Source organism: Streptomyces tropicalis (assembly GCF_029269835.1).
In the GTDB taxonomy this organism is placed as follows: Bacteria; Actinomycetota; Actinomycetes; order Streptomycetales; family Streptomycetaceae; genus Streptomyces; species Streptomyces tropicalis.
Genome location: NZ_JARJBB010000043.1, coordinates 1 through 12,868, shown reverse-complemented (window position 1 = coordinate 12,868; position 12,868 = coordinate 1). Strand labels below are relative to the sequence as shown.

The 12,868-nt window shown below is 68.4% G+C and carries 13 protein-coding genes and 1 pseudogene; 11 read left to right on the top strand and 3 right to left on the bottom strand.

All coding sequences use genetic code 11. The features are described 5' to 3' along the window. Nucleotides 1-192, top strand: a pseudogene (locus tag P3H78_RS31990) (Tat pathway signal protein); the annotation flags it as partial. A 195-nt stretch (nucleotides 193-387) separates the two neighbouring features. Further along, a complete protein-coding gene (locus P3H78_RS31985) occupies nucleotides 388-879 on the top strand; it encodes a TrmO family methyltransferase domain-containing protein (RefSeq protein WP_276112690.1) in 492 nt (163 codons plus the stop codon). A 124-nt stretch (nucleotides 880-1,003) separates the two neighbouring features. Here the strand turns inward: P3H78_RS31985 and P3H78_RS31980 are convergent, their stop codons facing one another. Next, nucleotides 1,004-1,315: a hypothetical protein gene (locus tag P3H78_RS31980; protein ID WP_276112689.1), complete on the bottom strand. Its 312-nt coding sequence runs from the start codon at nucleotides 1,313-1,315 to the stop codon at nucleotides 1,004-1,006. Nucleotides 1,316-1,559: 244 nt separating this feature from the next. On the opposite strand from P3H78_RS31980, the gene P3H78_RS31975 reads away from it, so the two are divergent. The 8 genes from P3H78_RS31975 (at nucleotide 1,560) to P3H78_RS31940 (ending at nucleotide 9,242) form a co-directional block, all read left to right on the top strand. Beyond that, a complete protein-coding gene (locus tag P3H78_RS31975; RefSeq protein ID WP_276112688.1) occupies nucleotides 1,560-2,327 on the top strand; it encodes a helix-turn-helix domain-containing protein in 768 nt (255 codons plus the stop codon). A gap of 237 nt (nucleotides 2,328-2,564) precedes the next feature. Then, nucleotides 2,565-2,789 (top strand): DUF397 domain-containing protein, encoded by a 225-nt coding sequence (locus P3H78_RS31970; RefSeq protein ID WP_276112687.1) that lies wholly within the window; start codon nucleotides 2,565-2,567, stop codon nucleotides 2,787-2,789. Between the two features lie 500 nt (nucleotides 2,790-3,289). Then, entirely contained in the window at nucleotides 3,290-4,837 is a 1,548-nt protein-coding gene (locus P3H78_RS31965) for a PTS transporter subunit EIIC (protein WP_313884439.1), read from the top strand. A 6-nt stretch (nucleotides 4,838-4,843) separates the two neighbouring features. Beyond that, on the top strand, nucleotides 4,844-5,251 hold the full coding sequence (locus P3H78_RS31960; protein ID WP_276112685.1) for a hypothetical protein: 408 nt from the start codon (nucleotides 4,844-4,846) through the stop codon (nucleotides 5,249-5,251). A 37-nt stretch (nucleotides 5,252-5,288) separates the two neighbouring features. Further along, entirely contained in the window at nucleotides 5,289-6,068 is a 780-nt protein-coding gene (locus P3H78_RS31955) for a glycosyltransferase family 2 protein (protein ID WP_276112684.1), read from the top strand. A gap of 115 nt (nucleotides 6,069-6,183) precedes the next feature. Continuing rightward, nucleotides 6,184-6,714, top strand: a complete 531-nt coding sequence (locus P3H78_RS31950) for a hypothetical protein (RefSeq protein ID WP_276112683.1) — start codon at nucleotides 6,184-6,186, stop codon at nucleotides 6,712-6,714. 406 nt (nucleotides 6,715-7,120) lie between these two features. Then, on the top strand, nucleotides 7,121-8,236 hold the full coding sequence (locus tag P3H78_RS31945) for an MmyB family transcriptional regulator (protein WP_276112682.1): 1,116 nt from the start codon (nucleotides 7,121-7,123) through the stop codon (nucleotides 8,234-8,236). Between the two features lie 340 nt (nucleotides 8,237-8,576). Then, nucleotides 8,577-9,242, top strand: coding sequence for a hypothetical protein (locus P3H78_RS31940; RefSeq protein WP_276112681.1), 666 nt, complete (start codon nucleotides 8,577-8,579; stop codon nucleotides 9,240-9,242). A gap of 148 nt (nucleotides 9,243-9,390) precedes the next feature. Here the strand turns inward: P3H78_RS31940 and P3H78_RS31935 are convergent, their stop codons facing one another. Further along, complete coding sequence (locus P3H78_RS31935; protein ID WP_276112680.1) at nucleotides 9,391-10,914, bottom strand: hypothetical protein; 1,524 nt, start codon at nucleotides 10,912-10,914, stop codon at nucleotides 9,391-9,393. Nucleotides 10,915-11,366: 452 nt separating this feature from the next. Between P3H78_RS31935 and P3H78_RS31930 the strand changes: the two genes are divergently transcribed. Next, nucleotides 11,367-11,861 (top strand): hypothetical protein, encoded by a 495-nt coding sequence (locus P3H78_RS31930; RefSeq protein WP_276112679.1) that lies wholly within the window; start codon nucleotides 11,367-11,369, stop codon nucleotides 11,859-11,861. Here P3H78_RS31930 and P3H78_RS31925 read toward each other — a convergent pair. Then, complete coding sequence (locus P3H78_RS31925) at nucleotides 11,858-12,520, bottom strand: lysophospholipid acyltransferase family protein (RefSeq protein ID WP_276112678.1); 663 nt, start codon at nucleotides 12,518-12,520, stop codon at nucleotides 11,858-11,860. The genes P3H78_RS31930 and P3H78_RS31925 overlap by 4 nt on opposite strands. Nucleotides 12,521-12,868 lie beyond the last annotated feature (348 nt).

Here is a 12,868-nt window from a genome sequence, read left to right as displayed (position 1 = left end):
CAGCAGGGACACCTCGACGGCGCCTGCGAGACCTGGAATCAGGCCCTCGACGCCATGACAGGCGTGCAGTCCGGCCGGGCCCGGGAGTCCGTGACCCAGATGCGCCGGGCACTGTCCCCCTTCCGAAACCGGGCCGGAAGCCAAGCCGCGGAGCTGGACGCGCGCGCCCGCTCCCTGCTGAGCGAGGCCTAACCCGCGGCGGCTCCCTCCTTGCGCGGGTGCCCGCCGAACGCCCCCTCTACGGAACGCGTTGCGGTGTTCGGCACTGAGCCCCCGCCCGCCCCACGAAGGCTTGGGCGATGCCCCATAGGCTGACCGGGTTGGAGCGCTGATGAACCTCGCCCGACGCCGAGACGGCCCAACGGGCAGAAGACGAAGGGGATACTGATGACCAGCCCAATGCGGATCGAGATCAAAGCAGTCGCACAGGTCGTCGCAGGTCACAAGGACCCATCCGACGGCTACCAGGGCGGCGTGGTTTCGATCATCCGCATGAACGAGGACTTCCCCCTGGAAACCCTTCAAGGACTCCCTGAGTTCTCGCACCTGGAGATCCTGTGGCACTTCCACCTGGCCAGCCCGACGGACGTTGCCCTCCACGCACGAAGCCCGCGGAACAACCCCGCCTGGCCGCCCACAGGCACCTTCGTCCACCGCAACCACCGACGCCCGAACCAGCTCGGGACGACCCATCCGCGGCTGCTGCGAATCGACGGACGCGACCTCCACGTCACCTACTGCGACGCGGTCGTCGGCACACCGATCTTCGACGTCTCCCCCTACTTCCCGGTCATGGGCCCGCAGGGCGAAGTACACGTCCCGGAGTGGGTCGACGAGATGCTCGGGGACTACTGGGACGCCCCGCCCGTAACGCAGTAACTCGTGCCGGGCGCATGCCATCCCAGCAGTCCTTCCAACGCTCGGCGTGCACCTGGTGCGGGACGAGGGAACGCCGTACCGCAGGTGCTGGCGCCGGCCGTGCGGGGAAGCCGCACGGTGTCGACTACTCGGCACGGTCGCTCGCTCCTTGCGGCTCCAGCTCGTCCCGGGCGGCCAGCCAGCCGTCCCCGCCCGACAGAGGGCGCACCCACCACTTGTTGATGTCGTACACCCCGGGCGGCACGACGAGCTGAACCCAACGCTCTCGTACCGTGTCGTACGCGACGGTGTCGATACGGCGCTGATCGGTGCTCTTCGTACGCTCCTGCGGGCGGCTCTGCGTGGAGGCGTCCCGCGTCTTGTGTGCCGGGGCGGTCGGGCCGCAGACCGTGTGCAGGCTGAGGGGGGAGTGCGCATCAAGCGAGGTGGGGGGCATAGCCGGTCCTCGTCGGTTGGCGGAGGGCAGCGCAGCGCGACTACAGAAAGTGCGCGAACGGCTGCCAACTGTTGCGACGGATTGAGTATGGCAGTGACTTCTTCTTTACGTAAAGCGATGCTGCGAAAATTTCTCAGCGACTCTTTTCGCGTTCACAGGGCCGCCAGCAGAGGGCTATCGTCATGTCGACACGTGATGAACCCTGCGCGAGGCCCGAGACCAAGTCCCCACCGAAGGAGTCGAGATGGCTGCCGTTGACGACAGGTCAGTTGCGTTGTGCCGCATCCTGCTCAGGCTGCAGCTCCGCCGGCTGCGCCAGGACCGAGGGCTCAACGCCTCGGCCGTCGCCAAGGTCTTCGGCTGGTCGACAGCTCGCATGACGCGTCTGGAAACGAAAGACACCGCGGTCGAGGTAGGCGACGTCCGGCTGCTGTGCGACTACTACGAAGCGCCGCTCGAACTGCGTGACGAGCTCGAGAACTACGCTCTGATCACCAAGACCAGGAAGGACTGGTGGGAGGAGAAGCCCTACAAGGGCAAGATCCCGCCGTGGTTCCAGGCGTGTCTCGGCCTCGAAGCCGCGGCTCGGACCATCCGTATCTATCAGTCCGAGTTCGTGCCCGGCCTCACCCAAGATCTCGAGTACGCCAGGGCCATCCTTGCCCTCTCCGACGCTGACGAGGAGGTACAGCGCGTCCACGCTGACGTCCGGGCAAAACGGCAGAGCATCCTGGAACGCTCCGACGACCCTCCTGCCGTCACCGTGATCCTCAACGAAGGAATCATCCGCCGCCCCGTTGGCGGACCCACGGTCATGCGGCAGCAGCTGTCGCGTCTCAGCAAGCTCGCCGCCAAGCCGCACATCACGGTCAGGGTGCTGCCGTTCGCAGCTGGCGCCCATCCCGCTATGCACGGTCCGTTCACGCTCTGGGACTTCGAGGATGAGACCGTCGGCGAGCTCGCCTACCTCGAGACCCTCGGCGATGGCGGAGTCCACTCAGATGCCGAGTAGGTCGCGCCGTTTGTCGACGCCTTCGAGCGGCTCGACGCGCTGGCCGCAGATGCCGAGCTCTCAGCTTCGATGATCGACGAGGCCGCGGCCAGCTTGTGACACCAGCGACATTGGCCTGGCCCGACCACGAGGCTGGCCACCCGCAGACGCAGAGGAGACTCTGGGAAAATGCCAGGCACCAGCCTGGAAGGCCTCCGGGTGGGGGGCCATCGGCAATGAAAGTAAGGAGAGTCTCCGTTGACGCAGGAGCTCACATGGCGAAAGAGCAGTTACAGCGGCCAGAACGGAGGTGACTGCATCGAGTGGGCAGTGAACCCGTCGCCCGGCTCGACAGGGCCGCAGCAGGATGACGTGCTCGTTCGCGACTCGAAGAACAAGTCCGGACCACGGTTTGCGTTCTCCGCCGCAGCATGGAACGGCTTCGTGACCGCGGCTGTGAACGGGGAGTTCGGAGACGTGTAGGGCCAGTTCGAAGCCTACGAGCCAGCAGTCCAGAAGCGTCCCTCCTCAAGAGTGGTGAGGAGGGACGCTTCGGCGCTCTACCTTCCCCCCAGAAGGCTATGAGAGCAACTACCCCATCGCGTCGTCGTGGCGTGCCTGTCTCGCTCTCCTTCCGGGGGAGGGGGCGTCCCCTCGTACCGGGGCTGCGGATGGGTCACGTCATCTCCAAGTACAGAAAGCGGACAGGGTCGGTGTCGGGGCGAGGGCCCCCGGCGCGGGCGCGGTGACTGCGACGATGGACCCCGGGGTTACTCCTCGGCGGCCTTGCAGGGGCAGGGGGAGAGGTCGGCGCCGGAGGTCAGCCTGGTCCTTCACTAGACCGTCTGCTGCCCAGGAGCGTTTGCTGCTCATCCATCCTGCGGTAGCCGGCGACCCTGCCACGGGACCGCCTGGTGGGACCGAAGGGGCGGGACCTGTTCCACAGGCTGACCCTTTCCCGGCCAGGGCTCCCGTCGACGGAGATGGTGCGTTGCGGGCCTTCGCGGACTCGTTCAGCGTGGCCTCCGACGCTCACCTTGCCCGCGGCCCTGCGCTGCTCCGGAGGAATCTGTGCCTGCCATGCCCGCCGACGCCCGTCCCCTGCTGCACCTGGTCCGTCAGCACCCTGCTGGGCAGGCCTGCGGCCGATGAGCGGAACATCGTTGCGAAAGACGAGCGCGGCCGTCAGGGAGAGGCGGAGGAGTCCAGCAGGCCGTTGGCGTGGGACACGGCGCTCCTCCAAGAGCGAGGCCGGATTCCTGCGCAGGCTCGGGGAAGGGCTTGCTCTCCCCGTTGCCGCTCTCCCCGCAGCTGGACTTCTCCTGCGCATCGGGCAGGAAGACCTCCTGGGCGGTGTCGGCGCGATCGCTCCGGCCGCGACTGTCGTCTCTGCTGTGGGTGGAGCTGTGCTCGGCTATCTCCCGCTGCTCTTCGCTGTTGGTGCGGTCTCCGGACTGCAGCGTGATCGTGACCCGCACGCCGTGCTGGCCGCGATCGTCGCCTACCTTGCGATCAGCCACGCGTGCCTTCAGCTCAATCCGCTGCCCTCCGACAAACTGGACACGCCTCCAAGCCAGCAGCCGTACGGAGCCCTGATCGGCATCCTGGCCGGGATCCTGGTCGCCATGGTCTGGCGGAGGCTGACCGCGCGGAAGCTCCCGCCCTTTGCCGCGCACGCCGTGGTCCTCGTTGCGGCTCTCCTGCTCGGCGCGGCACTCGGTCTCGCATTCCCGGCGGTGAACGAGGGCCTCGTCTGGCTGGCGAAGCAGCTGACCGCCCAAGCCGTCATCGGAGGCGGGGTGTTCGGCGTCCTCAACCGAGCACTGCTCCCGATCGGGCTACACCAGATCCCGAATACGATCATGTGGTTCGTCGCAGGCGAATACGCAAATGGTGTGCGTGGCGATATCCCCGGATTTCTGGTTGCGCACGATCCGGCTGCAGGGTCATTCACCACGGGCTTCTATCCGATTGCGTGCGGCGCGTTGCCGGCCGCGGCGATCGCCATGTGGCGCACGGCCCTGCCCGAGCAGCGCAAGCGAACCGGTCAACTCCTGGGCACCGCGGCCCTGATGTCGTTCTGTTTCGGGGTCACCGAGCCCATCGAGCTCCTGTTCGCCTTCGCCGCCTGGCCCCTGTACATGGCGCATGCCGTGCTCACCGGGACCAGCCTCGCCCTCGTCAACGCCCTGGGCATCAAAGAGGGCTTCGTGTTCTCCGCCGGTGCGCTCGACTTCGGCCTCAACTTCCCCATCGCGACCCGCCCGATCCTGCTCGTGCCGATCGCGGCCGCGTACGCGGCGATCTACTACGTGCTGTTCAAGTGGGCCATCCTCCGCTTCAACCTTGCCACCCCCGGCCGCGGCGGCACTCATGCCCCGGAAGACGACGAGCACACCGCAGGCACACACCAGGCCGGGCCGAACCCGCCTCCCGAAGGGCCCGAGGAACGACACCGGGACCTACCCCCGGCCGTTGCTGCACCGCCGCCGAGGCCGCAGCCCGCACACGCCCACAGCACGGAGGAGTAGTAGTACGTGATTCCCGACGAGATCCAGACCGGGCACTACGGCATCGGCGCCTTCTTCCCTCTGGTCGTACTCGACCCGGCGACGCACTGGCAGAGCCAGGCGCCCGGCAACATCCCTGTGCGGTGCACCGACGACACCGGCGGGCTGCTCGCCGTGCGCTGGTGCGCGCCTGAGAGCGCAGGTGCTCAAGCACCCGGCTCGCTGGCCGAGGTGCTCGCGACCGCACCTCCTGTCCACGAACTGCACGACACGGAATGCCTCCAGGCCTTCCACCGGGCCCTGCCGCAGCATCTGCACCTGATCGCGCTCACCGCCACGTCCGTGATCGGTCCCTGGTCGCGGCGCCCGGGCCAGCACGTCGCGGCGATCCACCCGACCCGCACCCCGCCGGTAGGCGTCCCCCGCGCGGCATAGCCCACCCAACCTCACCCAACCGATTCCCGGAGGACCAGTGCCCTTGACCACTCCCCAGACCGCTGTCATCACCCCGACAGGCCTGCACCCCACCCGACTGCCCTTCATCGAGGAGCTCTACGAGAGCCTCTGTGCCCAGGAAGGCGTCACCTGGGAGTGGATCGTCGCCCCCAACGGCCGGCGCGCCGAACCCGACCTCATCCCGCGGGCGATCGCGAAGGACCCCCGGGTCAAGGTGATCGCCAGACCCGAGCCGGGTCCGGCGCCCGCCCGCAACACGGGCCTGAACTACGTCGAAGCGCCGCGCTGTACCTTCGCAGACGATGACGACCGGCTCGACGCCCCCTTCAGCCTGGCTGTCCGGCACGAGCGCGCCACCGTCACGGGACTGCGCTGGGTCGCCGGCCGATCGGCCGACTGGGACTCCGGATCCGGAAGGCTTTCGACGTGGATGAGCCCCACCCCCGTCGGCCCGCTCGCGGCCGGCGAGGTGCTGGACTACTGGCCGGACCCGCTCGCCAGCAAGCCGCCGCTGGGGCACTGCATGCTGTTGACCGATACCGCGCTGGCCCGGGCAGTCGGACATGGAGGGCTCCACAAGGGCGAGGATTACGCCTATATTACTGGCATTTGTTCCCGTTGGGCGGGGGAGCTTCTGCCCGACGTCGTGTACCACCGGAGGGTGCACGCCGGGCAGTGGACCGCCGAGGACTCATACCGTGACCAGGCCGAATTCGACGCTCGAACACATGCGTGGTTGAAGGGGCATGCGGAGCGCCAGTTGCTGGCTGAGCAGGCGGTATCACAAGCTGCCTGACATGGCTCTCGGCCCGCAGCTGTCGTCGCTCCTCGCGAACGCCTCACGCTCATGGAAATGGTGCTCGGCATCCCGTCCGATACTCATCGGACCGGGTGACGGCTAGGTTGTCGATATGGCCGCCGCTTCCTTGCCCAGATCGTCATTCCGAACCGCCGAGTACTGGGCGGCGCTGGAGGCCATCGCGGACGGCCTGATCAACCACGCCGCGGACGACGCCGCGCGCCGCTCCTGGGACGCTCCCGGCACCCTCCGGAGGCTGTCGAGCCGGGGATTCGGTCCTGTGAGCCTCTTCGACCTGTGCGCCTTGCTGGTCCTGGCAGCTCCCCGGCCGGCCACGGAGCCTGCCGTCCCCGCGGCCGGTGCTCCGGGAGTTCCGCCTCACGTCGCCCCACCGCCGGTCACTGCCCCGATCACGGAAGTCAAACGGGGCCCTGTGACGGTGGCGGCCCATCCGACGGACCGCAACGTCAAGCACCTGCAGGAACTCGAAGACGCCGTGGCTGAGGCCCTGTTGGTCGACCCGCAACACCCCAGGGCGCGCGACGCTGCACGCCGCGCGCTCATGGCCAGAGGCCGGACAGTCCAGGATGCCACCACGGTCTACGGGATCGTCTGCGAACTGTTTCCTCCAGCAGCCACCTGATCTGGGCTCCCACGGTGGCGCTGCGCGACGGACTGGCCGAACGCCCTCGGCACACACTCCCCGGCACAACGAAATCCGTTGAGAAGCACCTGAGACCCGAGCCAAACCAGCCAAACTGGCAGCGCTCCACTGTGCAAAAGTCCAACACTGTGCCACTGTCACCGGCAGGGTGAACAACGCCGAACAACAGGCTCGAAGGTCAGTCTGACCTGGAGTGAAGCGTCTGCACCGTGCTCTTGAGCGGCGATGTGGTCCGCGATGCCGCCACGGATGTGACTAATCGTTGTCTGGGTGCGCTATACACGCGCTCCTTCCACTGAGACCGTACGGGGCAGTAGAACAGTCCGTACAGCGCTGGTGGAACACCCGAACCGGGTGAGTAGATAGTCGAAGTCAGGAGCCGAGCATGGTGATCGCCAACCTTGCGGAGGTAATCGCGGTCTACCGAGCCCGAGCCGCTCTCGAACCCTCTCATGTCGCCGAGCGGGCAGGCATCTCCATAGCTCAGTACCTCGCCCTCGAGCAGGGCACCGCCTGGCCGGGCACCAAAGCGGTTGAGGCGATCATCGAAGCCCTGCAGATCCCTCACAGTCACCGAGTCCGCCTGACCGCGGCCGGCGCTCCCCTCGACATCTACCTGCAGCGCATGCTGCACCGCTACGACATCCCGGCCCTCATCGTGGACAGCGCCTGGCAGACGGTAGAGGCGAACACCTTTGCCCGCGCGCTGCTGCCCGACTCGGCCCGGCCGGGCTGGAACCTGATGCGTTGGATCCTGCTGGAAGCCGACGCACGAAGACGCCTGGCCAACTGGGACGACGTCGCCCAGGGCTTCTCCGTTGCTCTCCATGCCGCCATCACCGCGGCCCCACGCAGCCCCGAATTGCTCGCCATCCGCGACGACGCTGCCAAACTCGGCCTCTCCCCGCGCCCCACCTCGCGGGACTGTCCCGACGGGCAGGTACTGGTCTGGCGTACGGACAGCGGCGCGTACCCGATCTCCGCCTGCATGGTCACCATCCCCAGCGGCCGCCCGGACCTGCAGCAGATCATCTTCGTTCCGCGCAGCACCCACTCTGTACCCGTCCTCATGGCCACGCCGACGACCCCCGCCCTCTGGTACGGCCCGCTGCTGACCGACCTGCTCTCCTGCGGGCTGTGCGGCCTCCTCCTGACCGGCGGCGGCCAGCCGACCACCTACAGCTGCGCCACGGGGTGTGTGCCCGAACTCCCCGCCGGCCAGCTCGAACTCCGCATAGCGCAGCAAGTACTCGCCCGCGCCTTCTCCACCGAGGGCTGCCGCGAGCTTGGCCTGGCACAGGAGATCCTCCTGGCCGACGGGCTCGAGCTGGACCTGAACGTACCCGTCTCCCCCCAGCACGCGCTGAATCAGTGGCAGCACTCGATGAACGACACCCAGCGCCGAGGCATTCTCACCACGACCCTGAGGTCAGCAACGGTCCATCGGTCGCTGCACCACGACGGCGTCGACCTCACCTACAACTGGCTCGAGCGGATCTGACCCAAGACCGCGGGCGCGCATGCCCACTGGCTGCTCCAGTTGCCGGGGCAGCCTCCGTCACGGCGAGGCCATCCAAACCCCTCGGCCGCCCCGGCACGCGCCATCCTCTCAGCTGGCCCTGGCGGCCGGAGCCGAAAGCCCCCATCGTCCTCCGCCAGGCCCTCGCCCCGGCAACGCCCGCGACTGCCGGCACAACCGTCCGCCGGACGGGACGCCCGCCAGATCGCCGCAGCCCGGCGGCCCGCCTCGCGGGACGAGGCCGCTCCAAGTCCACCTGCTCCGTCCACCGACACCTAGCGTCCCCTCCTAAAGAGCTCGCCGCCGCTCACCGGGAGATCAGATGGGCCGCAGGAAACCGACACGCACGCGTCGTCCCCGCCAGGACCGGGAGCTTGAGCGTACGCCCGGCGACCTGTTCCCACCCGGGACGATCATCCAGATACTCACCGACTCCACGGCGCAGGCACACACCACTGCGCTGGCCCAGGGCATGGCACACCCGCCCGCCCTCACCGCCCTGCGCGCCGGCCGCGTCATCGCCGTGGCCCACACCCGACCGCTCTACACCGGCACAGACGCACACAAGGGCATCGAGGATCTGTCCCTGCTGGCCGCCGCCGCGGCCGCCGACTGCGTCGTCCTCAGCTGGGAAACCTGCGATACCAAGATCGCCTGCGGCATCCCCCTCGACGCCCCCAACCCAGCCCTCAACGTCCTCATCGCGGGTGAAGACGGCCAGTACATGCACGCCGAGTTCCCCTACACCGCGCACCCCATCGGCGGCCACACCCGCACCGGTCTCCAGGGCTTCCGCCCGCAATGGCACACCCCCATACAGTCCACGAACTCCCCGGTCCTGGAACCCGTCCAGCGGGCCATGGAGCAGTCCTTCACCCACCGGGCAGCCGTCGCCCCCTCCGGGCTGGACGCCACCGTGGTCTGGATGCAAGGGCTCGGCTACACCGTCAACCTGATCGACGCCCGCCCGCCCGCCGAAGCCGAATGAGGTCGAGCGCACAGCGCACCACCCGAGCCGAACGCGCACAGCACCGCCGGCCCCACTGGGTACCGATTCCGTGCTCCAGGGCCTGTGCGGAGGCGTCGAGCGGAAGACCAACGGCAGCGCGTTGCCGTTGGTCTCAAGGCCGCATCGATCAAGATTGGTGATGTGGGGCCCACCACCGTCCGTGAATACGGTCGGCTTCCACTTGCCGTCGCTCGTGCGGGGATACGGCTTGTCCTGCACGGTCGGTGCATGGCCGCCCGGAGGAGGCGGAACAGTGCGGGCATGAGGTGTTGAGAGTCTCCTCAGCACGGCGGGCTGCCTCTCGTGCTTCGAGCAGTTGCGACCAGCGCTCGTGCTCGGCCCGGTAGTGTGCGCACTGGTTGGCGGTGAAACGGCGTACCGAATATCCGTGGCAGTAGACGCACCAGCGACGTTTCAGGTCTTCGTCGCTCCGGGACAAGCCACCAGTGAGCAACTCCTCCAGATCCATGGGGGGTTGGTCCCGGTGCAGGGGGCGAAGGATGTCGACGAGTTCAGCCAGTTTCAGGATCTCGTGCCGTTCCGAGGGAAGAGGCCCATAGCCGCCGCCCTCACGGGTGTCCGCGTAGCGGCACAGAGCCCCGTGCGAGGACCCGCGGTACTGTCCACGGGCGTTGGTTGCGTACACCTGTACATCAGCCAGCGGCCCGAGCTTGGCGTCCTCGAAGAACGGCGTAAGGTCCAGGACGTTCCGGCTGTCCTCGAAGGAGCGATGGTCGAGCCGTGCGAACAGCGGGTCCGCGTCGTGGCTACGGCGGAACTCCTCCGGAAGCGACCGAAGGTCGGTGTCGGGCCGGATCGAGTACCAGACGGGCTCGGGCCACGGTGTCCAGCCGAATTCTTCCACGCTTCCACTCAGGCAGTAGCTGCGGCCGCAGCCGCACACTGCCTCACTCGGCGCCGCATCCGGGTCCAGGACAAAGGGCACAGCGGGGGCCGAGTCCTGTGGTTCACGCTTCACGGTCTTGTACGGGCCCTGGTTGTTCACCGTGATGAGCTGCTCGGGGTGGCCCTCGGGCCGGTAGATCGTCACCCGGAGGCTGATCCGTAGCTGCCGGCCCGCGCTCTTGGCGGCCTTGCGCAGAGCCTGTGCTCCGCCGAACTGGGTGATTTGCGGCTCAATGAACGACAGGGTCCAGGGAGACGACGGAGGGAGCCCTTCGGCTTGAGCTTGATCACGGGCATGCTCCAGTGCCTTGCGGAAGTACTCGACCACCTCGTCGAGTGGCGCCGCCTGGGCCGGCTTCTGCCCCGGAGGAATCGCGGCCATAGCGCGAGCCGCTTCGGCATCGATCCCGGTCGCCGCGCACAGCCGTTCCACCGTGCGCTCGGGCATGTCGGCGGCCAGCTCCCGCAAGCGGCCAGCGGCAGAACCCCCGGGCTCAAGGCCAAGGGCGTCCATGGCCTGATGGCGGCCGATCTCGGAGTGGGCGGCGACCTTGTCGACCCAGGCTTCCAGCGACTGGCCGGGGACGGGGACCGGTACGGAGGGGAGCCGGCGCGGCAGCGGCCTCTGTTCTTGCTCGGCTGCTCGCTGCACGGCCCGCCGGGCGTCGCTCAGCGACATGCCCGGATGGTCCTTCTTGTACTGGCGGATCGCGCGGTCGCGGGCACGGTCGTTGCTTCGGGTCATGCGATGTCTCTTCCTCCACCAACTGGCTGCCCACGCTCCGCAGCTGGTGACAAAGGTGACATCACACGGCATTACGGACTGCAGTGCGCGAGTCTGCGACTCTTGGTCTCGGCGCTCCCGGCGACGTGGGCGGGGGAGCAGGAGCGCGGGCGTGGCGCGGATGTGCCCTGCGCCGATCGTACCCGGGCGGCTCGCTGGCCTTCATGGGGATGGGCGGTCCCGTTGAGCAGCTGGGCCACCGCGAGCTGAGTGACCACCGACTCAGCGGCAGGACATGCACGGACACGGCCGAGCCTGGTCTCCTTCGCTGAGCCTGTTGTGAAGGATTCGGAAGACCTGGGCATCGCGGTCCAGCGCACGCCGACCCCACTACGCTCTGTACTCTGTCCGCCCAGCACCAACCCCGGGAAACCTCGATGCCCACACCGGCGCCGGATCCACGCCGCGATGCCATGATCACCGTGCTCGTTCCGCTGCTCCAGGCCAGCTGCCCACCGCAAGGAGGCGGCTACGGCGGCAGCGTCGAACTGCGCATGCCCGATCAGGAGGCGGAGGAGCTCGGCGGCGCCGGCCTCCTCCGGTCAGCGCTCCGTGCGGCGGCACGTCAGCTCGCCTGGAAGGTGGAGACCTACGCCTGGGTCGGGACCCAGCACGGGACCATGGTGGGCGTGGTGGACCGCCGCGATGTACCGAGCCGGTTCGCCAAGGCGGTCCGCGACGACATGGCCCTCCGGGCACGAGCCGCCGTCAACCGGGTCGGCCGCCCAGGCGCCCCGGCGCAGCATGCCTCAGCCCCGGCTGAAGCCGACCCGCACATGCCCACCGCCGCCTTCAGAACCGCGTACGAACAAGCCCAGCGGTCCGCCGCCTCCAGCGGCGATTCCAGCAGAAGCCACAGCAATGCCCCAGGCCGTGGCGACGGCGTCCGCCAGGATGGGGGAGTCTAGGCCGCGAGCGCAGCGGGCTCCCCGAGCCGGGTGGCCGCCGTCCGCCAAGCAGCGGTCACTGCGGAGTGCGCTGTGGCCGAGCGCCCGGCCCGGTCACCGGTGAGCTGCAACGGCTCCCCGACGTGGACGTGAAGTCCCGGGCGGCGCAGTGGCGCCGTAGCCAGACCAGCGAGCTGCTTCACCGTGCTGCCCGAGGTGACTCGGCGTGCCCCGGCCTGCCCGACCGGCACAAGGGGCGCTCCCGTTCGCTCGGCCAGCCGGACCAGGCCGCTGCGAAAGGCCCCGGGGGCCGCTTCGCCAGCGTCCCTACGGAGGGGCAGGCCCCCTTCGGCGTAGATGAGCACCGATCGGCCTTGTTCCAGGGCCTGAACGGCGGCATCGAGTGCGTCGCCTGCCCTCCGGTCGCCTCGATGCACCGGGATGTGGCTTCCGCGCGCGAGGAGACGGCCGAGCAGGGGGACGCGCCACAGACCGGCGGTCGCCATCACGACCGGATCGGCGCCGATGCGGTGCAGAGCAGCAAGCACGATCGCCGGGTCGGCGAGCGAGGTGTGATTCGCCGCGTACAGACTGCCGGTCATGATCTTGAAGCCAGGGTCGGTCGTCACCGACAGGCGGCCGATGGAGGGAAGCAGGACGTCGGCGATGCGACCGAACATGAGAGTACTCCCGTCTCGAAGATGTTGATCTTCATGTTCGTCATCGGCCGGCACCACGGCATGAGCATTCCTACTCATCCGCGTGTCCGTACGCACTCCTCGTGAGAGGGCCCGAGCCCCCGGGTTCGCCTGGCGGCGTCCATGGCGCGACATGACGAGACCGGCCGAGCACGGAACAGCTCGAACCTCACCGCGCTGCCGCCGCTGTCGACCCCGTTCTCGGCCCGCTCAGCAGCGGGCGATCCGGCCCTTGCTCCCGGAGCTGGACCAGCACGGACAGCGACATCGAGGTACGGGCGGAGATGCTCGACCGCCGCTCCGCGTGCCGAAGGGGAAAAGGTCGCGCTC